This is a genomic window from Pseudomonas sp. RHF3.3-3 (assembly GCF_048069595.1).
GTDB lineage: Bacteria > Pseudomonadota > Gammaproteobacteria > Pseudomonadales > Pseudomonadaceae > Aquipseudomonas > Aquipseudomonas fuscovaginae_B.
The window spans coordinates 6,683,274-6,703,164 of sequence record NZ_CP182250.1 but is presented as its reverse complement, the minus strand read 5'-3'; the positions used below and the strand labels follow the sequence as shown (position 1 = coordinate 6,703,164).

At 64.2% G+C, this 19,891-nt stretch carries 16 protein-coding genes; 6 read left to right on the top strand and 10 right to left on the bottom strand.

Features of this window, described 5'->3' with window-relative positions:
- Window positions 1-38: 38 nt before the first annotated feature.
- The gene (gene fba, locus ACMGT0_RS29525; protein WP_017902971.1) at window positions 39-1,103 is read left to right on the top strand and encodes a class II fructose-bisphosphate aldolase; all 1,065 of its coding nucleotides are present in this window, start codon (window positions 39-41) and stop codon (window positions 1,101-1,103) included.
- 180 nt (window positions 1,104-1,283) lie between these two features.
- Complete coding sequence (locus ACMGT0_RS29520; RefSeq protein WP_416770812.1) at window positions 1,284-1,535, top strand: hypothetical protein; 252 nt, start codon at window positions 1,284-1,286, stop codon at window positions 1,533-1,535.
- Between the two features lie 43 nt (window positions 1,536-1,578).
- Here ACMGT0_RS29520 and ACMGT0_RS29515 read toward each other — a convergent pair whose 3' ends face one another.
- On the bottom strand, window positions 1,579-2,250 hold the full coding sequence (locus tag ACMGT0_RS29515; protein WP_054059940.1) for a polysaccharide lyase family 7 protein: 672 nt from the start codon (window positions 2,248-2,250) through the stop codon (window positions 1,579-1,581).
- A 402-nt stretch (window positions 2,251-2,652) separates the two neighbouring features.
- Here ACMGT0_RS29515 and ACMGT0_RS29510 point away from each other — a divergent pair, with 402 nt between their 5' ends.
- The 3 genes from ACMGT0_RS29510 to ACMGT0_RS29500 are packed head-to-tail and all read left to right on the top strand — an operon-like array spanning window position 2,653 to window position 5,652.
- A complete protein-coding gene (locus ACMGT0_RS29510) occupies window positions 2,653-4,776 on the top strand; it encodes a putative bifunctional diguanylate cyclase/phosphodiesterase (RefSeq protein WP_054063514.1) in 2,124 nt (707 codons plus the stop codon).
- Between the two features lie 45 nt (window positions 4,777-4,821).
- Complete coding sequence (locus ACMGT0_RS29505; RefSeq protein ID WP_416770810.1) at window positions 4,822-5,334, top strand: M48 family metallopeptidase; 513 nt, start codon at window positions 4,822-4,824, stop codon at window positions 5,332-5,334.
- 21 nt (window positions 5,335-5,355) lie between these two features.
- Window positions 5,356-5,652, top strand: coding sequence for a winged helix-turn-helix domain-containing protein (locus tag ACMGT0_RS29500; RefSeq protein WP_273825269.1), 297 nt, complete (start codon window positions 5,356-5,358; stop codon window positions 5,650-5,652).
- A gap of 6 nt (window positions 5,653-5,658) precedes the next feature.
- Here the strand turns inward: ACMGT0_RS29500 and ACMGT0_RS29495 are convergent, their stop codons facing one another.
- A complete protein-coding gene (locus ACMGT0_RS29495) occupies window positions 5,659-6,111 on the bottom strand; it encodes a GNAT family N-acetyltransferase (RefSeq protein WP_054059933.1) in 453 nt (150 codons plus the stop codon).
- A gap of 250 nt (window positions 6,112-6,361) precedes the next feature.
- Between ACMGT0_RS29495 and ACMGT0_RS29490 the strand changes: the two genes are divergently transcribed.
- A complete protein-coding gene (locus ACMGT0_RS29490; protein ID WP_054059934.1) occupies window positions 6,362-7,099 on the top strand; it encodes a substrate-binding periplasmic protein in 738 nt (245 codons plus the stop codon).
- 50 nt (window positions 7,100-7,149) lie between these two features.
- Here ACMGT0_RS29490 and yccS read toward each other — a convergent pair whose 3' ends face one another.
- From yccS to betA, 8 genes are all read right to left on the bottom strand, one after another.
- Complete coding sequence (gene yccS / locus ACMGT0_RS29485; RefSeq protein ID WP_054059935.1) at window positions 7,150-9,342, bottom strand: YccS family putative transporter; 2,193 nt, start codon at window positions 9,340-9,342, stop codon at window positions 7,150-7,152.
- A gap of 152 nt (window positions 9,343-9,494) precedes the next feature.
- A complete protein-coding gene (locus ACMGT0_RS29480; protein ID WP_054063510.1) occupies window positions 9,495-10,673 on the bottom strand; it encodes an NAD(P)/FAD-dependent oxidoreductase in 1,179 nt (392 codons plus the stop codon).
- 129 nt (window positions 10,674-10,802) lie between these two features.
- Window positions 10,803-12,140, bottom strand: coding sequence for an ATP-dependent RNA helicase DbpA (gene dbpA / locus ACMGT0_RS29475; RefSeq protein WP_239688056.1), 1,338 nt, complete (start codon window positions 12,138-12,140; stop codon window positions 10,803-10,805).
- 277 nt (window positions 12,141-12,417) lie between these two features.
- Window positions 12,418-13,848: a multidrug transporter subunit MdtD gene (gene mdtD / locus ACMGT0_RS29470; protein ID WP_054059937.1), complete on the bottom strand. Its 1,431-nt coding sequence runs from the start codon at window positions 13,846-13,848 to the stop codon at window positions 12,418-12,420.
- Between the two features lie 34 nt (window positions 13,849-13,882).
- Window positions 13,883-14,761, bottom strand: a complete 879-nt coding sequence (locus tag ACMGT0_RS29465; RefSeq protein WP_054059938.1) for an alpha/beta fold hydrolase — start codon at window positions 14,759-14,761, stop codon at window positions 13,883-13,885.
- A 295-nt stretch (window positions 14,762-15,056) separates the two neighbouring features.
- A complete protein-coding gene (locus ACMGT0_RS29460) occupies window positions 15,057-16,379 on the bottom strand; it encodes a TldD/PmbA family protein (protein ID WP_416773581.1) in 1,323 nt (440 codons plus the stop codon).
- A gap of 2 nt (window positions 16,380-16,381) precedes the next feature.
- Window positions 16,382-17,824, bottom strand: a complete 1,443-nt coding sequence (locus tag ACMGT0_RS29455; RefSeq protein ID WP_054063509.1) for a TldD/PmbA family protein — start codon at window positions 17,822-17,824, stop codon at window positions 16,382-16,384.
- 245 nt (window positions 17,825-18,069) lie between these two features.
- Window positions 18,070-19,773 carry a choline dehydrogenase gene (betA, locus tag ACMGT0_RS29450; RefSeq protein ID WP_054060908.1) on the bottom strand — a complete coding sequence of 568 codons (1,704 nt, stop codon included), beginning with the start codon at window positions 19,771-19,773 and terminating at the stop codon, window positions 18,070-18,072.
- Between the last annotated feature and the right edge of the window lie 118 nt (window positions 19,774-19,891).

Sequence of the window (19,891 nt, the reverse complement as noted above, 5' to 3'; positions counted from 1 at the left end):
GCACGATTAACGACCCTCGTCCGGGAGAGAGATACACAATGGCACTTATCAGCATGCGCCAGATGCTGGACCACGCAGCCGAATACGGCTACGGCGTTCCGGCTTTCAACGTCAACAACCTTGAGCAGATGCGCGCCATCATGGAAGCCGCTGACAAGACTGACTCCCCGGTGATCGTCCAGGCTTCGGCCGGTGCCCGCAAATACGCCGGTGCGCCGTTCCTGCGCCACCTGATCCTGGCTGCCATCGAAGAGTTCCCGCATATCCCGGTGTGCATGCACCAGGACCACGGCACCAGCCCTGACGTCTGCCAACGCTCGATCCAGCTGGGCTTCAGCTCGGTGATGATGGACGGCTCCCTCGGCGAAGACGGCAAGACCCCGACCGACTACGAGTACAACGTCCGCGTGACCCAGCAGACCGTGGCCATGGCCCACGCCTGCGGCGTTTCCGTGGAAGGCGAGCTGGGCTGCCTGGGTTCGCTGGAAACCGGCATGGCCGGTGAAGAAGACGGTATCGGCGCCGAGGGCGTGCTGGATCACAGCCAGATGCTGACCGATCCGGAAGAAGCCGCCGACTTCGTCAAGAAGACCCAGGTCGACGCCCTGGCCATCGCCATCGGCACCAGCCACGGCGCCTACAAGTTCACCAAGCCGCCTACCGGCGACGTGCTGGCGATCGACCGCATCAAGGAAATCCACAAGCGCATCCCCAACACCCACCTGGTGATGCACGGTTCCTCCTCGGTGCCGCAGGAGTGGCTGGCGATCATCAACCAGTACGGTGGCGACATCAAGGAAACCTACGGCGTACCGGTCGAGGAAATCGTCGAGGGCATCAAGCACGGCGTACGCAAGGTCAACATCGACACCGACCTGCGCCTGGCGTCCACCGGTGCGATGCGTCGCCTGATGGCGACCAACCCGAGCGAGTTCGACCCACGCAAGTTCCTCGGTGCCACCGTGGTTGCGATGCGTGACGTGTGCATCGCCCGTTACGAAGCCTTCGGCACCGCCGGCAATGCCTCGAAGATCAAGCCGATCTCCCTGGAAGGCATGTTCCAGCGCTACCTGAAAGGTGAGCTGAACGCCAAGGTCAACTAAGACCCTGTGCGCTGAAGAAACCCGTCGCAAGGCGGGTTTTTTCATGGTCGTCGATCGCTAGACGCGAATGCGCTTGAGGCTATGAGGAAACGATATAGCGGACTGTCAATTATGACAGTGGTGTGCCAGGACGCCGATACGCCACGCTGACGGTTCATTCAGCCAGTGAGGCCAATGACCATGAGCGAAGAGGAAGAAAGCGATCCAAACCGTCTGAGATATTTCAAGACCCGCCAGAAGATCACCGTGACCCGGCGTATCCCGGGCGTGCAACCGGCCTGTGAGCGCGGCGAACTGTGCAGTATCGACTGGAGTGCGCGGCTACTCGCCTACTGTGCCGAAAGCGGCGTGTACCGAACCGTGAAGTTCGATGAGATCGAGCAGATCGATCCCATCGCCAGCTACCGCAAGTCGTCCCTGTTCCACCCCTGATCGAGCGGTATCTCTCTCTAGCCCCGCCCTGTATTCGGGGCCGTCAGCCTTGCTCGTGATCGATATCGAGCTTGTAGAAGGTCACCATCCCGCCCTCGCTGGTATACCCGGTGTTGTCCTGCACATAGACCCCTGCCTTGAAGTACAGCGGCTTGTCGCGCCAACTGCTGCTGACCTGGGTGTACCACGCCGCGTCGGCGGCGCGCACGCTGAGGTAGCCGCCCCGGCTGAGGTGGATCACGTAGGTGAAGCTCTTGTCCAGCGGCACGTCGTCGGCGATCTGGATGACCCGGCTCTCCTTGTCGTCCGGGTGGTTGCGGACCTTCACCACGATGATCCCGGTCTTGCGGCTGTCCTTGTACTGGTACTCGACCTTGAGCATCGGCTGGGTGCTGTTGAAGGCATGGATCTGGCCGATGACGATCTTGCCCGAGGACGGTACCTGGTTCACCGCCAGGGTTGCACGCAGGTAATTGTTGGCCTCGCTGTACAGCCAGTTGCGCAGGCGACCGTCGGGGTAGGTTTCGCGCAGTTCACTGCGCGGGTAGATGGCATTCTCGGTCTTGGAGCCGGTCACCGGTGACCAGAAGAACAGGGTGCCGGTATCGGAATGAAAATACTGGTCCTTGAAGCCTTGTACCAGTTTGGGGGTATCGATGGTTGCCGGCGGGGTGCCGACAGGGACGCTGAGGTTCCAGGTCGTCAGGTCGATCATGATCATCTGTTCCGTGAAAAACATGGGACTCGCGCAGCCGCAGGCCTGCCCGGAAATTTCGGACAAACCGCTTTGGCCCGCGCTTTTGCGCGCTCTTTATAAGGCTTGAAAGATAGTTTGTTAACGCCGAAGCGGCGAACGGTTGACGTCAAATCGCCGACGAAATGCGCGAGCCCCGATTGGCGGCGGCTTGGCCGAACGACCGCTAGTCGGATTGGCAGGGTGCTAGCACGAAAGATGGCCTATTGCTTCTATCAACCGTTAGTCGGGAGAGACGGGCCCGGGTTAAATGATGGCGTAGTGATTACTACGCTTTGTGCAAACTCGGACTAGAGTTGTTTCTGTAATTACGTCCGGTTCCGTCTGACATGGGTGGAGTCCCCTGAACTATAGAGATGCAGCATGGATTGCGCTCAACTTAAGGCTGGTGATAGCAGTTCTGTCCTTTTGGTGGTCGACGACTATCCTGAAAACCTGATCAGCATGCGAGCCCTGCTGGAACGGCAGGACTGGCAGGTGGTCACGGCGGCGTCCGGTATCGAAGCGCTGACACTACTGCTCGAACACGAAATCGACCTGGTACTGCTGGATGTGCAGATGCCCGGCATGGACGGCTTCGAAGTCGCCCGACTGATGCGTGGCAGCCAGCGTACCCGGCTGACCCCGATCATTTTCCTGACGGCCAACGAACAGTCCCAGGATGCCGTGATCAAGGGCTATGCCAGCGGCGCGGTGGACTATCTGTTCAAGCCGTTCAACCCGGACATCCTCAAGCCCAAGATCCAGGCCTTGCTTGAGCAGCAACGCAATCGGCGCACCTTGCAGCGCCTGACCCGCGATCTGGAGGCCGCCCGGGCCTTCAATGCCTCGGTGCTGGACAACGCCGCGGAAGGCATCCTGGTGGTCAACGACGACGGCAGCATCCGCTTCGCCAACCCGGCGATTTCGCGCCTGCTGGCGGCGCCGCTGGAAATGCTGATCGGCATGCCGTTCCTGAACTTCATGCACACGCCGCACTTTGCCCAATGGCTGACGTCGCCTTTCTACGAAGGTTACTGCAAGGGCGAGACCTATCGCCTGCATGATGCGCTGCTGTGCACCAGCACCGGCGATTCGCTGCCGGTGGCGATGTCCTTTGCGCCATTGCCCAGCGACCAGAAGGCCATGGTGGTGACCGTGCTCGACATGTCGGTGGTGCGCCACCTGCATCAGCAGCTGGAGTTCCAGGCGGTGACCGACCCGCTGACCGGCCTGCTCAACCGTCGGGGCTTCTACCAGACCGCGGAAAACACCCTGCTGCGCAGCGATCCCGGCCACAAGTCGATGGTGCTGATGTACCTGGACCTCGACGGCTTCAAGCGGGTCAACGACTCCCTTGGGCACGATGCCGGCGACCGGGTGCTGCGTTGGGTCTCCGAGCAGTTGAAGGCCTGCCTGAAACCCTTCGATATCCTGGCGCGCATGGGCGGCGACGAGTTCACCGCGCTGCTGGAACTGGAGCGTCCGGAGCAGGCGGCGAAAGTCGCGGAGAAGCTGATCGAGCGCGTGTCGATCCGCCAGCAGATCGATGGCATGGACATGACCCTGGGGGTCAGCATCGGTATCGCCATCTACCCCGATTGCGGTGCCGACCTGGAAGGCCTGTTGCGGGCGGCGGACATTGCCATGTACGAGGCCAAGCGCGCCGGACGCCAGCAGTACCGCTACTACGACCATGAAATGAACGGCCGCGCCCGCTCGCGGCTGATGCTCGAGGAAAGCGTCCGTTCGGCCATCGAGAGTCGTGAGTTCAAGATGGTCTATCAGCCCCAGGTGTCCCTGGAAGACGGCCATCTGCGCGGTTTCGAGGCGCTGTTGCGCTGGCATCATCCCAGCGTCGGCGATGTCCCGCCGGGGCTGTTCCTGCCGCTGCTGGAAGAAGTGCGGCTGATCAGTCGCCTGGGCAGCTGGATCTATCGCCAGGCGGCCAGCCAGCGTCATGACTGGAATGGCGTATTCGCCGATGAGCTGGTGCTGAGCGTGAGCCTCAGCGCCACGCAGTTCTGCATGCCGAACCTGATCGACGAGTTGCAGGAAGTGATCGAGCGGTATGACCTGCGCCCCAGCCAGCTGGAGGTCGAAGTCACCGAGTCGGCGCTGATGCAGGATTTCGAGGCTTCGCGCAAGCAACTGCGGCGGATCCGCGGGCAGGGCGTGCGGGTGGCCCTGGATGATTTCGGTTCCGGTCACTGTTCGCTGAATCACCTGCGCGATCTCGAACTGGACACCCTCAAGCTCGACCGCCATCTGATCGCCCGGATTCTCGATTCGCCCCGGGATGCCGCCCTGGCGCGCAGCGTGATCGAGTTGTGCCAGCAGTTCGGCCTGCTGGTGATTGCCGAAGGCGTCGAGACCCTGGAACAGGCCCACTGGCTGCGGGCCAATGGCTGCCCGTTCGTACAGGGCTTCCTGGTCGCCCGTCCGCTGATCGCCAGGGATGCCACCGGTTTTGCCACGACCTTCGACTGGAGCGCACTGTCGAGCTGATTTCGCTAAACTGGCTGCCTTTCCCGATGCAGGCGACGGCCTCCCATGACTGTGCTGAAATACCTCCAGGCCTATCCGCTGTCCCTGCAGGAGCAGGTGCGCCAGATGATCGCCCAGGATCGGCTGGGCGCCTACCTGAGCCAGCGTTATCCCGGCCGGCATGCGGTGCAGAGCGACAAGGCGCTGTATGGCTATGTCCTGGACCTGAAACAGGAACACCTGCGCAACGCGCCGGCCATCGACAAGGTGCTGTTCGATAACCGCCTGGACCTGACCCATCGCGCCCTCGGCCTGCACACCGCGATCTCGCGGGTCCAGGGGGGCAAGCTCAAGGCCAAGAAGGAGATCCGCATCGCTTCACTGTTTCGGGAGGCGGCGCCGGAATTTCTCCGTATGATCGTGGTGCATGAACTGGCGCATCTCAAGGAAAGCGAGCACAACAAGGCGTTCTACCAGTTGTGCGAGTATATGCAGCCGGGCTATCACCAACTGGAGTTCGACCTGCGGGTCTACCTGACCTGGCGGGATCTGCAAGGCAAGGCCGCCGTGGCCGACTGATCGATCGACAAGGACTTTCCGATGGACATCAGCAAGACCAAGAGCAGTTTCTATCGCCGCCTGTACGTGGCCTGGCTGATCGACAGCGGAGCGGCCAACAGCGTCCCGGCGCTGACCGAAGTGACCGGCATGCCGCGGCGCACGGCCCAGGACACCATCGTCGCGTTGGCCGACCTGGATATTCACTGCGCATTCGAACAGCAGGAAGGCGCCCGCAATCATGCCGGCAGCTACCGGATTCATGACTGGGGCGCGATCGACAAGCGCTGGATCGAGGGCAACCTGGCGTCGATCAAGCAGGTGCTGGGTTATCCCTGAACCGTCTCAGGCCTTGCGCATGCCGACGTGCGGGATGCCGTCCTCCAGGTAGGTGTTGCCCACGGCGACGAAACCATAGCGGCCATAGTAATCCTGCAGGTGCGCCTGGGCCGACAGGTAGATCTCCAGCCCCGACCACATCTTCTCGGTCTGCCTCAGGGCTTCTTGCATCAGCTCATGGCCCAGCCCGGTTCCGCGTGCTTCGGGGGCGACGACCACCCGCCCGATCGCCACGTTGCCGCCCTGGGACAGAGGGTCGAGCAGGCGCAGATAGGCCACCAGCCGGTCATCGCGCCAGCCCATCAGGTGATGGGTGTCGTCCCGCAGGTCGCGGCCATCGACTTCCTGATAGGGGCATTTCTGCTCGACCACGAAAACTTCGGTGCGCAGTCGCAGAATGGCGTACAGCTGTTCCTTGCCCAGGTCGCTGTGGTGCTTGCAGATCCAGTCGATGCTCATTTCATTCACTCTGATTCGATATCCGCTGTCGATACTAAGCGGCCTGGCCCATGCCGCCAACCGGGTGAACACTGTTGCGGCCCCGGGCGCGTTGCCCGTTTTCGGCATCTTTGTGTAATCTGCCCGGCAGGGCGTCTGCCCTGATGCTAATGAGCTACTGTTAGGAACAGGGAGCGCTCAATTGCTTTCTTCCGGCCCCTCTGCTTCGCCTCATTCTGCTGGGCCGTCCAGCCCGCTAAGGATCTTTGGCATGTCGCGACTGCATCGAGCTTTTGCCTTGCTTGGATTGTTGTTGCTCGCACAGGGTGCGGTTGCGCAAAAGCTGCGTCTGGTCGCCGATGCCTGGCCGCCCTTCACCGATGTGGGCCTGGTCAATGGTGGCCTGGCGACCGATATCGTCAGTACGGCCCTGGCCCGTGCCGGTTATGCCAGTCAATTCGAACAGGTGCCCTGGGCGCGGGCACTCAAGGGCGTCGGCGAAGGTCGTTACGATGTCCTGATTAACGCCTGGTACAGCAAGGACAGGACCCTGCTGGGGCAATTCTCGGGCGAGTACCTGATGAACCGGGTGATGTTCCTCCGGCACAAGGGCTCGTCGATCAGCTATGACAACCTGCAGCAGTTGCACGGCTACCCGATCGCGGTGGTGCGTGATTATGCCTATTCCAGCGAGTTCGAAGCCGATACCCGCTTACAGAAGGTGCCGGTGCACAACTTCGCCCTGGCCGTACGCATGTTGGCGGCGGAGCGGGTGAAGCTGACGCTGGAGGATGAGTATGTGGCGCGTTACTACCTTGGCCAGGAGTCGCCCGAGGTGCGCGATGCGGTGGAGTTCCTGCCCAAGCCGCTTACGGAGAATGGGTTGCATATCCTGGTCAGCCTGCAGAATCCCCAGCATGAGCAGATTGTCGCCGGCTTCGACCGTGAGATCGCCGCAATGAAGGCGGATGGAAGTTATCAGCGCCTGCTCGAATTGCACGGCATGTGATTGTCGGATCGAAAGCTTCGCGGGCAAGCCCCGCGAAGCGGTTGGCGGCTTTACACCGGCGCCTGTTCTTCCGCCCCCTTGATCAGGTGCGCCGCCAGCGTGCGCAATGGCCCCAACTGCCGGCAGATCAGCGCCAGCTGGGTCTGGACCAGACGCTGGATTTCGTCGATTTCTTCCGGCATCTGTTCCAGTTCGTTGGCCAGGGCTTCTTCAGCGTCGCTCTGGACTTCGATGGGCGTCTTGTTCGCCAGGCCGATGGCGATCTGCTCGATGCTGTTGGCCAGCGTGGCGCCGGCGCCATTGATCAGGTGTTCGCGGGCCTCCGCCGGCAACGGGTTCTCGCGGTGCGCGCCGAGCCCCGAGAGGTAGCTGAGCAGGGTGTGCGACAGCACCAGGAAGCGGAAGCCGACGTCGGCCTCCTTGCGGAAGTGCCCCGGCTCCATCAGCATGTTCGCCAGCGTGGTCGACAGCGCCGCATCGGCGTTGTGGGCGTTGCGACGTGCCAGGCGGTAGGCCAGGTCATCGCTCTTGCCCTGGCCGTACTGCTGCATCACCTGGCGCAGGTACAGACTGTTGCAGGTCAGGGTATTGGCCAGCACCTTGTTCAGGCGTCGCCCCTGCCAGTCCGGCAGGAACAGGAACACCGCCAGGCCGGCGATCAGGCTGCCCAGCAGGGTATCGAACAGGCGTGGCAGGAACAGCCCGTAGCCGTCACCCACCTGGTTGAAGCAGAACAGCACCATCAGGGTCATGGCGGCCGTCGCCAGGGTGTAGCGGGTGGTGCGGTTGATGAAGAACACCAGGCCGGCGGCGATGGTGAAGAACGCCTGGATCAGCGGGCTGGGGAACAGGTCGAACAGGGCCCAGGCCGCGGTCAGGCCGAAGGCGGTACCGATGATCCGCTGGCCGAGCTTGCGCCGCGTGGCGCCGTAGTTCGGCTGGCAGACGAACAGGGTGGTGAGAATGATCCAGTAGCCCTGGGACGGGTGCACCAGGTGCACCATGCCGTAGCCGACGCTCAAGGCCAGCGGCAGGCGCAAGGCATGGCGGAACAGCAGCGAGGTCGGCGTCAGTTGGGTACGCAGGCGCGTCAGCACGTCCTTGAAGTTGCGGGGCGAGCGGTCCAGCAGGCTGCTGTCGCTGGCGTCGGCCAGGCTGTCGGGATTGCTCGCGGCGCTGAGCAGGCGGTCGAGGGTGCTGAGGTTGGCGGCCAGTGCCCGCAGCGAGCGCAGCAGCCCGCGCCAGGCCGGATTGCTCTGGATGCGCAGATGCTCCATCGAGGCATGCAGGTCCGCCAGGGCCTCGGCGAAGCTGGCGTCATAGACGAACGGCTGGCGCAACTGGATCGAGGCCGCCAGCTCCCGGCAGGCCTTGCCCTGCTGGCGCAGCAGGCGCTGGCAGCGGAACAGCACGTCGCTGTGGAAAAAGGCTTCGGCCAGGGCGTTGTACGGGTAGTGCGAGGAACTGGCGCGTTCGTGGATATCCTGGGCGAGGAAATACAGCTTCAGGTAGCGGCTGACCTTCGAGCCCGGCCGGCCGTTGCCGACCCGATGCAGGATGATTTCCTTGGCGGTGTTCAGCGCCGCGACCACCCGGCCGTTCTGCTGGGCCAGTTCCAGGCGCCGGGCTTCCACGTCCAGCTGGCGGATCGGTTCGAACAGCGATGACTTGAGCTTGAGGTAGTAGCCCAGCTCGCGAAACAGCTTGGCCAGGCTCTGCTGTACCGGCTGGTTGGAGAACATCGCCTGCCACAGCACCGAAAGCACGCCGTACCAGGCGGCGCCGGCCACCAGCAGCAGAGGCTCGTGCCAGAGGTTGGTGACTTCACCGCCGCGCTGGTCCACGCCGATCATGGTGTAGACCGAGAGAATCAGGGTGGCCGAAGCGATCGCGCCATAACGTTCACCCAGCGCCCCGAGCATGGTCAGGGCAAAGGCCGCCAGGGCCATGGCCACCACGAATACCCAGGGGTAGGGGAACAGCAGCTCGACCGAGAAGGCCGCCACGCTGAAACAGACCAGGGTCACCGCCAGGGCATTGAGGCGCCCCTGCCAGCTGTCATCGGTCTCGGCCAGGGCGCAGGCGATGACCCCGAGGAACAGTGGGATCAGCAGCTTCATTTCGTTCTGGAACCAGCACAGCGCCATGATGCCGCTCAGTGCGATGAATACCCGAACGCTATAACTGAATTTGTCCAGCGCCCAGAGGCGGCGCAGGGACTGGTTGAACGAGGTCGATGCCATGAAGGTGTGAGAGCCTGCCAAGCGGTTGATCTGTATTAGCTTATAGACGGGTGGCGGTGCAATGGCGCCACATGCAAACAAAGCAAAATCTGTTCCGGTGGGTGGCGCTCCGCTGGCTGGCGATCGGTGTCAGCGCCATCTGCCGCAACGCCTCAGACGAACTGTGCCGCTGCATACCCCGAAGCCCACGCCCACTGGAAGTTGAACCCACCCAGGTGGCCGCTGACGTCCAGTACCTCACCGACGAAATACAGCCCCGGGCTCTTCAGCGATTCCATGGTCTTGGACGACACCTCGCGGGTGTCGACCCCGCCCAGGGTGACCTCGGCCGTACGATAACCCTCGGTTCCCGCCGGAATCACCTGCCAGTCGCCGAGCTTGCCGGCCACCTCGGCCAGCTCGGCCGGGGTGTACTGCTTCATCGGCCTGGACACGAACCAGTGTTCGGCCAGCAGGTTGGCCATTTTCCTGGTGAAGATTTCGCCCAGCAGAGTCTTGAGTTCACTGTTGGGCCGCTCGGCCTGCTGCTGTTGCAGCCACTGCAGGGCATCGTGGTCCGGCAGCAGGTTGATATGCACCGTGTCGCCTGGCTGCCAGAACGAGGACACCTGCAGGATCGCCGGGCCGCTGAGGCCGCGGTGGGTGAACAGGATGTTTTCCCGGAAACCCTGGTCGTTGCAGCTCACCAGGCAATCGACCGAGGTCCCCGACAGTTCCGTGCACAGCGCCTTGAGTTGATCGGTAATGGTGAACGGCACCAGCCCTGCGCGGGTCGGTAACACCTGGTGGCCGAACTGCCGGGCGACCTGGTAGCCGAAACCGGTGGCGCCGAGGGTCGGGATCGACAGCCCGCCGGTGGCGATCACCAGCGACTGGCAGGTGACCGGGCCAAGGGTGGTTTGCAGCAGGTAACCGCTGTCCAGCTTTTCGATGTGTTCGATGGAAGTGTCCAGGTGCAGTTCGACGCCGGCCTGGTCGCATTCGTCCAGCAGTATGCCGAGGATGTCGCTGGACTTGTTGTCGCAGAACAGCTGGCCGAGCTTCTTCTCGTGGTAGGGAACGCCGTGCTTGGCGACCATTGCGATGAAGTCCCACTGGGTGTAGCGGGCCAGCGCCGACTTGCAGAAATGCGGGTTCTGCGAAAGGAAGTTGCCCGGTTCGGTGTACAGGTTGGTGAAGTTGCAGCGCCCGCCACCGGACATGAGGATCTTCTTCCCGGCCTTGTTGGCATGGTCGAGCAGCAGCACCTGGCGCCCACGGGCAGCGGCGGTAAAGGCACACATCAGGCCGGCGGCACCGGCGCCGATGATCACAACTTCAGTAGAGCGCACAGCGCTGTCCTCACTCGGTTTCTGTTGGGGTGGAGCCGGTCCCTGGCCTTAGTGGGCGCGGGCTTGCCCGCGAATGGGCCAGTCAGCCTGGCCGGGGTCGTCGGCCCCCACAGATGGACCTGGCGGCTATCAGAGAATCCGCACGCGCAGCGAACGGCCCTTGATCTTGCCGCTGTTCAGGCGCTGCAGGGCCTGCTTGGCGATACCGCGTTCCACCGCCACATAGGCCTGGAAATCGAAAATCGCGATCTTGCCGACCTGGGCCCCGGGAATCCCGGCGTCGCCGGTCAGGGCGCCGAGGATGTCGCCCGGACGTACCTTGTCCTTGCGCCCGGCGGCGATGCACAGGGTGCTCATGGCCGGCAGCAGAGGGCCGCCGCCCTTGGCCTTGAGACTGTCGAGCTGTTCCCAGAGCAGCGGGGCCTTCTGCAATTCCTCGATCGCCCGCGCCCGATGGGCATCGGCCGGGGCCACCAGGCTCACCGCGATGCCCTTCTCGCCGGCACGGCCGGTGCGGCCGACGCGGTGGATGTGAATCTCCGGGTCACGGGCCAGCTCGACGTTGATCACCATGTCCAGGGCATCGATATCCAGGCCGCGGGCAGCGACGTCGGTGGCCACCAGCACCGAGGTACTGCGGTTGGCGAACATCGCCAGGACCTGGTCTCGGTCGCGCTGCTCCAGGTCGCCGTGCAGGCCGACGGCGCAGATGCCCTTGGCACTGAGCAGGTCGACGGTTTCCTGCACCTGTTGCTTGGTGAAGCAGAACGCCACGCACGATTGCGGACGATAGTGGTGGAGCACCTTCACCACCGCCTCCAGGCGTTCCTGCGGCGCCACTTCGAAGAAGCGCTGCTCGATCTGGCTGTCGGTGTGGAGGGTCTCGACCTTGACCTGCTGCGGGTCGCGCATGAACTTGGCTGCCAACTGCTTGATGCCGGCCGGGTAGGTGGCCGAGAACAGCAGGGTCTGCCGGCGCTCCGGGGTCTGGGCGATGATCGCCTCGATGGCGTCGTGAAAGCCCATGTCGAGCATGCGGTCGGCTTCGTCGAGCACCAGGGTGTTGAGCCCGCGCAAGACCAGCGTGCCCTTGTCCAGGTGCTGCTGGATGCGCCCCGGAGTGCCGACGATGATGTGCGCGCCGTGCTCCAGCGAGGCGATCTGCGGGCCGAAAGGCACGCCGCCGCACAGGGTCAGCACCTTTATGTTGTCTTCGGCACGGGCCAGGCGGCGGATTTCCTTGGCGACCTGGTCGGCCAACTCGCGGGTCGGGCAGATCACCAGCGCCTGGCAGCCGAAGAACCGCGGGTTGATCGGGTTCAGCAGGCCGATGCCGAAGGCGGCGGTCTTGCCGCTGCCGGTCTTGGCCTGGGCGATCAGGTCCATGCCCTTGAGCATCACCGGCAGGCTCTGTGCCTGGATCGGCGTCATCTGGGCATAACCGAGGGATTCCAGGTTAGCCAGCATGGCGGCGGACAGGGGCAGCGAGTTGAAAGCGGTGGCGATGGTGGTCACGGGACGGGCCTGCAAGAAAAAATGCCGCGTAGTGTATCAGTCTCGCCCCGGCAATCCGTAATTTCTGGACGAAAAGTAGTCAGATATCCTCATCCTTATCTGCGGGCCTGCGCCATAATCGGCGGGATGCAAGTCGTGGGCATCGGATTCACCCGCGAACAGGTCCTCAAGATCGCCCCCTGGACCGCCCTGGGGAGGTGTGCGCTCCCCTAGGCAGCGAGCTCCTGGCTCAGTGCTCGATATGCTGCTCCCGCACCACCCGCGCCCGGCGTCCGTCCTGGGGCGAGAGTTGCAGGAAGATCGCCGCCGCCAGCATCGCCATGATGCCCACGGTGAGGAAGGTCAGCTGGAAGGCGCCGAGCACCGTTTCCACGCCATCGTTGCCGATCGCCGCGGTAAAGCCGCCGAGCAGCGCACCGGCGCAGGCCACGCCGAGGCTCAGCGACAGTTGCGCCACCACCGACAGCAGGCTGTTGCCGCTGCTGGCCGCCTTGTCGTCAAGGTCGATCAGGGTCACGGTGTTCATCGCGGTGAACTGCAGCGAGTTGATCGCCCCGGCCACCGCCAGCATGCCCAGCAGCAGTGGATAGGGCGTGTGTTCGGTGACCAGCCCCAGGGCGGCGAGCATGATGCCCAGGGCCAGGGTGTTGCCGGTGAGGACGATGCGATAACCCAGGCGCTCGATCAGCGGACGGGCGATCGACTTGGCGAACATCGCCGCCGCGGCCAGCGGCAGCATGCTCATCCCGGCCTGGGACGGCGAGTAGCCCAGCGCCACCTGCAGCAGCAACGGCACCAGGAACGGCAGGGCGCCGCTGCCCAGACGGGCGAACAGGTTGCCGAGGATGCCCACGGCGAAGGTCCGGGTCTTGAACAGCGACGGCGCGAACAACGGATTGTCGACATGCCCGGCGCGCAGCCAGTAGGCCGCCAGGCAGGCCAGGCCGGCGAACAGCAGCAACATCACCCGCAGATGCGGCAGTTGCAGTTCGCCCAGGCCTTCCATGGCGATGGTGATCAGCAGCATCGCCGCGCCGAACAGCAGGAAACCGAGGCTGTCGAAACGGGTGCGTTCGCTGCCGCGCAGGTCGGGAATGAACTTCCACACCGCATAGCAGCCGATCAGCCCCACCGGCAGGTTGATCAGGAAGATCCAGTGCCAGGTCAGGAACTGCACCATCCAGCCGCCCATGGTCGGGCCGATCAACGGGCCGAGCAGACCGGGAATGGTGATGAAGCCCATGATCCGCACCAGCTCCGAGCGCGGGTAGGCGCGCAGCACCACCAGCCGGCCCACCGGCAGCATCAGCGAGCCGCCCAGGCCCTGGATCACCCGGGCGCCGACCAGCATGTTCAGCGAGCTCGACAGCGCGCACAGCAGCGAACCGATGCTGAACAGCAGGATGGCGCTGAAGAACACCCGCCGGGTGCCGAAGCGATCGGAAATCCAGCCCGAGGCCGGGATCAGCAACGCCACGGTGAGCATGTAGGCGATCACCACGCCCTGCATGCGCAGCGGGTTCTCCGCCAGGTCGCGGGCCATGGCGGGCAGGGCGGTGTTGAGGATCGTCCCGTCGAGGGACTGCATGAAGAAGGCAATGGCTACCACCCAGGGCAGCCAGCGAGCGGTCGTTGCGTCCAGCGGGGCACGGTCGGGCATGGAACGGCTCTTCGTTGGCAGGCGATGGACCGGATTATGCCTGATCGGTTTGCACTTGAGCGCTGTGCCGAAGCCCTATTTGCTCCTTCTTCAACAGGAAACCGAGCAGTGCCCGGTGCACGTTGTCGGCGGCCACCCGTGACTCCAGGTCGAGCAGGTGGCCGGTGTCCTCGGCCACCGAAAAACTGCAATGGGGAATATGCCGCTGGAACTGTCGGGCGCCTTCGGCAGGGGTGTAGATGTCCTTGGCACCGTTGAGAAAGTGCACCGGCGTGCGGATATCGGAGAGCGTCTTCAGGTAGTTGCCGTCACCCAGTTGCAGCACCTGGTCGATATGGAAGCGCGCCTGGCGGTATTCGGTGCTGGCCATGTTGGCGAGGTGCTGGTGGTTGGTGGTCTTGAGGCGAGGCGGGAGGAAGTGGCCGACGGTGTCATTGAGCAGGTGGCCGATGGCGGACTTGTCGTCGACCTGGATCAGCTCGTGCACTCGCTGCACATAGGCCAGCATCGGCGGGTTGAGGTCGGGGGCCAGGGCCATGATCACCGAGCTCTCGATGGTCGGCGGATTCCTGGCCAGGGCCAGCAGGCTGGATATCCCGCCCCAGGACGCCGACACCAGGTGGTTGACCGCGAAGCGCTCGATCAGCGCCAGGAGTATCTGCACCTCGTCGTCCTTGGTCACCAGGCCAGGGTCGGGGTTGTGGGCCTGCGAGCGGCCGGCGAAGGGCAGGTCGAACAGCAGCACGTTGAAATGTTCGGCCAGGCACTTGCTGGTGCGGGTGAAGGAGGAGGTGGTGGACAGGGCGCCGTTGACCATCAGCACGGTGTTGCGGCACGGGTCATCGCCGATGCGTTCGACGTGGATGTTGAAATGTCTGAACAGATTGTTGATGACGAAGCTTCCGTGATTCATATCAAACTCCAGCAAAACACTTTCGAGAGAGGAAAGAGGCGTGGCATTGAGTAACGAAATCGGGGGTGAAGCCTGATGGATCCATGATCGGGAGACGAGCGAGGTGCTGGCTTTTTAATGCCGTGTCGGATGAAGGGGTATGTATAGCGCGCCCGTGCTGGCGGGACAACAGTCTGAATGGATAGGTGTGCGGGTGTTTCCGCCAGGGATGCCAGGGGGCTTGCAGGGGCATTGTGGGAGCGGGCTTGCCCGCGAAGCTTTTTGCAGCTTGCGGGCACCCCGCCCCCATGGCTTCTTAGAGTGTGAGGGTCAGCTTGCCGATCAGTGCACCGGGCAGCAGGTTGGAAGAGGTCTGCCGCTGTTCATAGGTGCTGGCCGACAGCAGCAGTTCGCGCTCGGTGGTCAGGGCCAGCAGCTCGCTGCCCAGCAGGCTGTAGACACTGTCATCGAAGCGCATGGTGCTGATCGGTGCCTGGATCTCGCCGTTCTCCACCCAGAAGGTGGCGAAGCGGGTCATGCCGGTCATGCGCGCCGCCGACTGGTCCGAATAGTTCAGGTACCACAGGTTGCCGATATACAGGCCGGTGTCCAGCGCCTTGAGAATATCCGCCTGCGCCAGCTGGCCGCCGCGCATCTCCAGCGCGCTGGGGTACTCGCCGCCGCCCGCGCCGTTGGCGGTCAGGCCATACTCGGCGGCGCTGCGCGAACTGACCATGCGCTCGTTGGCCGAACCGCTGGCCACCAGCGACAGGTCGCTGCGTGGATAACCTTCGCTGGAGAAGGCCGGGCTCAGCGAGCCGCTGACCTGCTCGTCCAGCCAGACCTGTGGATGGAACGACGCCTCGCCGGCATACAGCTTCTGCAACGGACTGTACTTGCTGGCGATGGCCTGGGCCGAGAAGCCGCCCCAGCAGAGCATGCCCATGATCTCTTCCAGCGCCGCTGGTGCCAGGTAGGCGCGGTACTGGCCGGGAGCGAGGGTGCGTAGCGGTCGGCCGAGGAACGCCAGTTGTTCGCGGGCCTGCTGGAAGCGCCGGGCGAAGCTTTCGCTGTCCCAGCGTTCGCCGGCGTAGCTGGCCTTCACCGCCTGGCCGTTGTCGTGGAACAGGCTCCAGTCGAAGTTGAAGCTGTTGGCCTGGTGCCAGCCGAACGCTCCGTCCGAACTGGCGAAGCCACGGCTGATCGGGCCGGCGGCATAGAAACCGACCAGGTCCAGGCCGGCCGCGGCGGTGCTGATCTCTTCCAGTACCTGCGTACTGTCGGGCAACGGCTGCTGCTGCACGCTGCGGCTTTGCCAGGCGGTGTGATTGAGCAGCAGATAGGGATCGGCCGGTAGCAACGGCAGGGTCTCGCGCAATTGCTGCAGGCCGTCGGCGAGACGCTGGCGATCCTGTTGCGCCTCACCGCAGAGGGTGATCTGCAGGTCCGCGTGGCGCCCCGCATCGATCAGCTTGAGGCTCAGACTGGCCTGCTGGACCTGGCCGGCCTGACGCACCCGGCCGTGGTTGAAGCGAATGAACTCGGACGACTCGGCGGCATAGCCGAGGGTGAATTGTTCCGTGGTCCGCAGGTTCGCCTGCAACCCGTCCAGCAGCGCCTGGAAATGAGTGGAGTCCATCATCAGGCATCTCCTCCGAAGACATCGACTTGGCTGAATACGCAGGCCGGCGAGGCGTGGCCGACGCGGATCACCTGGTTGGGCTCGCCCTTGCCGCAGTTCGGCGTACCGAGGACCTTGAAGGTGCCGGCATCGCCGACCGCGCTGAGGTTGCGCCAGAACTGTGCGGAAATCCCCCGGTAGTTGGGGTTCTTGACCACGCCCTTGAGTTCACCGTTCTCGATCAACTGGCCCCATTCGCAGCCGAACTGGAACTTGTTGCGGGCATCGTCGATGGACCACGAACGGTTGGTCGACATCAGGATGCCGTGCTCGATACCGCCGACCAGTTGCTCGAACGAGCGGTCGCCCGGCTCGATGTTGAGGTTCGCCATGCGATCGATCGGTGGCCGGTTCCAGCTGCAGGCGCGGCTGTTGGCGACGCCATCGAGGTTGGCGCGGAACTGCGACAGTGCGCCACCCAGCGGCCGCAGCAGCAGGCCTTCGCGGATCAGGAACTGCTTGCGGGCGGCGCTGCCGTCGTCGTCATGGGCATAGCTGGCCAACTGCTCGGGAATCTCCGGGTCGAAGGTCACGTTGAGCAGGCTGGAACCGTATTGCAGGTGGCCGAAGTCGCTGGCCCGGACGAAGCTGGTGCCGGCGTAGTTGCGCTCGTCGCCGAGGATGCGGTCCAGTTCCAGCGGGTGGCCGATGGACTCGTGGATCTGCAGGATCATCTGGTCCGGGGTCAGCAGCAGGTCACGCGGGCCGGATGGCGTGTTGGGGGCCAGCAGCAGTTGCAGGGCCTGGTCGGCGACCCGTGCGCCGGCGCCGATCAGCCCCGAACGGCCGAGCACCTCGGCGCCACCCTGCTGGCCGAAGTTCTCGCGGCCGAGGGTGCGGGTCTGGCTGTCCATGCCGTCGAAGGCGGTGACGCTCAGACCCGGAAAGACGAAACGCTGGGCCTGGCGCAGTTCGGCGCCGGCGCTGTTGAGGTAGATCTGCTCGACGTGGTTCACGCCGAGGCTGACTTCCCAGTTCACCAGGCGCTCGTCCCGGGGCACGGCCGCGGACTCGGCGGCGAGCAGGTCGTAGCAGTCGCTCAGCGACGGGAACGCCTGGTCGAGCTGCGGCGAACGGTAGTCGCCACGCTCGCTGGATACGGCCTGCTGGCGCAGGTCGAGCAGGGCACGGGCGCCGATCAGCCGCGCCTGGTCCTCGGCCCGTTGCAGCGCGGCCTGCAGGCCCTGGCGGGAGAGATCGTTGGTGGCGGCATAAGCTTCGACACCATTGACCCGTACGGTCAGCATCGCGCCTTCGTCACGGCTCAGGCTGGGGGGCTCCGGAACGTTCTTGCGCACCGACAGGTATTGGCCGGTCTGGCGCACGTAGCGCAGCGAAAAGAATTCGGCCCCGGTGCGCAAGGCGGCGAAGTGCTGCTTGAGCTGGGGGTGGAAATCGAACATGAGGACACCTCCCTGGAAATGTCGGTGAGGGGCGCTTGGCGCCAGTACCGTCATAGTGCGGCGTCAGGCGCGCGCAATCCAGTCGGAGAAACAAAATGTCGGGGAGAGATCTGATGGCAGAGGGCATGATGGTTCCCACGCTCTGGCGTGGGAACCCAGCCCGTGACGCTCTGCGTCACAAGAGCGGATGCCGGGCGTCCAGGGAGGCATTCCCACGCAGAGCGTGGGAATGATCAAGGCGCCACTTACTTCGCGGGATGGCTCACTTCACGCAGCGGCTTGCCACGCACCGGTGCCTCGCCCGCGACGTAATAGGGAGCCGTGCTGCGCGGCAGTGGCTGGCGGCCACGGATCTTGTCGGCGATTTTTTCGGCGATCATGATCGTCGGCGCGTTCAGGTTGCCGGTGGTGATGATCGGCATGATCGACGCGTCGACCACCCGCAGGCCCTGCATGCCATGCACGCGGCCCTGGCCGTCGACCACCGCCATCTCGTCGGTGCCCATCTTGCACGAGCAGGACGGGTGGAACGCGGTCTCGGCGTGTTCGCGGATGAACTTGTCGAGTTCCTCGTCGGTCTGCACCTCGATCCCCGGGCTCAGCTCGCGGCCACGGTAGGCGTCCAGTGCCGGCTGCGCCATGATCTCGCGCGTCAGGCGGATGCCGTCGCGGAATTCCTGCCAGTCCTGCTCGGTGGCCATGTAGTTGAACAGGATGCTCGGGTGCTGGCGCGGGTCCTTGGACTTGAGCTGCACGCGGCCACGGCTCGGCGAACGCATCGAGCCCATGTGCGCCTGGAAGCCGTGTTCCTTCACGCCGTTGCTGCCGTTGTAGTTAATGGCGACCGGCAGGAAGTGGTACTGGATGTTCGGCCATTCGAATTCCGGACGGGTGCGAATGAAACCGCCGGCCTCGAACTGGTTGCTGGCGCCGATGCCGGTGCCATTGAACAGCCACTCGGCACCGATGGCCGGCTGGTTCCACCACAGCAGCGAGGGGTACAGCGACACCGGCTGCGTGCAGGCGTACTGCAGGTACAGCTCGAGATGGTCCTGCAGGTTCTCGCCGACGCCCGGCAGGTCATGCACCACCGGGATGTCCAGGCTTTCGAGCAGCTTGCGCGGGCCGACGCCGGAACGCTGCAGCAGTTGGGGCGAGGCGATCGCGCCGCTGCAGACAATGACTTCCTTGCGCGCACGGGCTTCGACGCGCTCTTCGGCCGAACCCACCAGGTAACGCACACCGATGGCACGCTTGCCTTCGAACAGCACCTTGTCGGTCAGGGCGTGGGTGACGATGGTCAGGGTCGAACGCTTCTTGGCGATATCCAGGTAGCCGCGGGCGGTGCTGGAGCGACGGCCGTTCGGCGTCACGGTACGGTCCATCGGACCGAAGCCTTCCTGCTGGTAGCCGTTGAGGTCTTCAGTGCGCGGGTAGCCGGCCTGCACGCCGGCCTCGACCATGGCGTGGAACAGCGGATTGTTGCCGGCCTTGGGCGTGGTCACCCGCACCGGGCCTTCGCCGCCGTGGTAGTCGTTGGGGCCGATGTCACGGGTTTCCGCCTTGCGGAAGTACGGCAGGCAGTCCAGGTAGCTCCAGTCTTCCAGGCCTGGCAGCTTGGCCCAGCCGTCGTAGTCCATGGCGTTGCCGCGGATGTAGCACATGCCGTTGATCAGCGAGGAACCGCCCAGACCCTTGCCGCGGCCACATTCCATGCGGCGGCCGTCCATGTGCGGCTCCGGGTCGGTCTCGTAGGCCCAGTTGTAGCGCCGGCCCTGCAGCGGGAAGGCCAGGGCGGCGGGCATCTGGGTGCGGAAGTCGAAGCGGTAGTCGGGGCCGCCGGCTTCGAGCAGCAGCACGGTGACGCCTGCGTCTTCGGTCAGGCGGGTGGCCAGGGTGTTACCGGCCGAGCCGGCACCGACGATGATGTAATCGTATTCTTGGGACATGAAATGCACTCCCTCTCTTGAAGTGGGTCGGGGCAGGCCATGGCGAGTGCGTTGCACTCGTTCGCGGGCGAGCCACGCTCCTGCAGGGGGCGTACACATGACAGCAGTACGCCGGGAC

Bases quoted from the DNA above. Each gene is read 5' to 3' on its own strand.
- fba (WP_017902971.1), top strand. From the start codon at position 39: ATGGCACTTATCAGCATGCGCCAGATGCTGGACCACGCAGCCGAATAC.
- ACMGT0_RS29520 (WP_416770812.1), top strand. From the start codon at position 1,284: ATGAGCGAAGAGGAAGAAAGCGATCCAAACCGTCTGAGATATTTCAAG.
- ACMGT0_RS29515 (WP_054059940.1), bottom strand. From the start codon at position 2,250: ATGATCGACCTGACGACCTGGAACCTCAGCGTCCCTGTCGGCACCCCG.
- ACMGT0_RS29510 (WP_054063514.1), top strand. From the start codon at position 2,653: ATGGATTGCGCTCAACTTAAGGCTGGTGATAGCAGTTCTGTCCTTTTG.
- ACMGT0_RS29505 (WP_416770810.1), top strand. From the start codon at position 4,822: ATGACTGTGCTGAAATACCTCCAGGCCTATCCGCTGTCCCTGCAGGAG.
- ACMGT0_RS29500 (WP_273825269.1), top strand. From the start codon at position 5,356: ATGGACATCAGCAAGACCAAGAGCAGTTTCTATCGCCGCCTGTACGTG.
- ACMGT0_RS29495 (WP_054059933.1), bottom strand. From the start codon at position 6,111: ATGAGCATCGACTGGATCTGCAAGCACCACAGCGACCTGGGCAAGGAA.
- ACMGT0_RS29490 (WP_054059934.1), top strand. From the start codon at position 6,362: ATGTCGCGACTGCATCGAGCTTTTGCCTTGCTTGGATTGTTGTTGCTC.
- yccS (WP_054059935.1), bottom strand. From the start codon at position 9,342: ATGGCATCGACCTCGTTCAACCAGTCCCTGCGCCGCCTCTGGGCGCTG.
- dbpA (WP_239688056.1), bottom strand. From the start codon at position 12,140: ATGCTGGCTAACCTGGAATCCCTCGGTTATGCCCAGATGACGCCGATC.
- mdtD (WP_054059937.1), bottom strand. From the start codon at position 13,848: ATGCCCGACCGTGCCCCGCTGGACGCAACGACCGCTCGCTGGCTGCCC.
- ACMGT0_RS29465 (WP_054059938.1), bottom strand. From the start codon at position 14,761: ATGAATCACGGAAGCTTCGTCATCAACAATCTGTTCAGACATTTCAAC.
- ACMGT0_RS29460 (WP_416773581.1), bottom strand. From the start codon at position 16,379: ATGGACTCCACTCATTTCCAGGCGCTGCTGGACGGGTTGCAGGCGAAC.
- ACMGT0_RS29455 (WP_054063509.1), bottom strand. From the start codon at position 17,824: ATGTTCGATTTCCACCCCCAGCTCAAGCAGCACTTCGCCGCCTTGCGC.
- betA (WP_054060908.1), bottom strand. From the start codon at position 19,773: ATGTCCCAAGAATACGATTACATCATCGTCGGTGCCGGCTCGGCCGGT.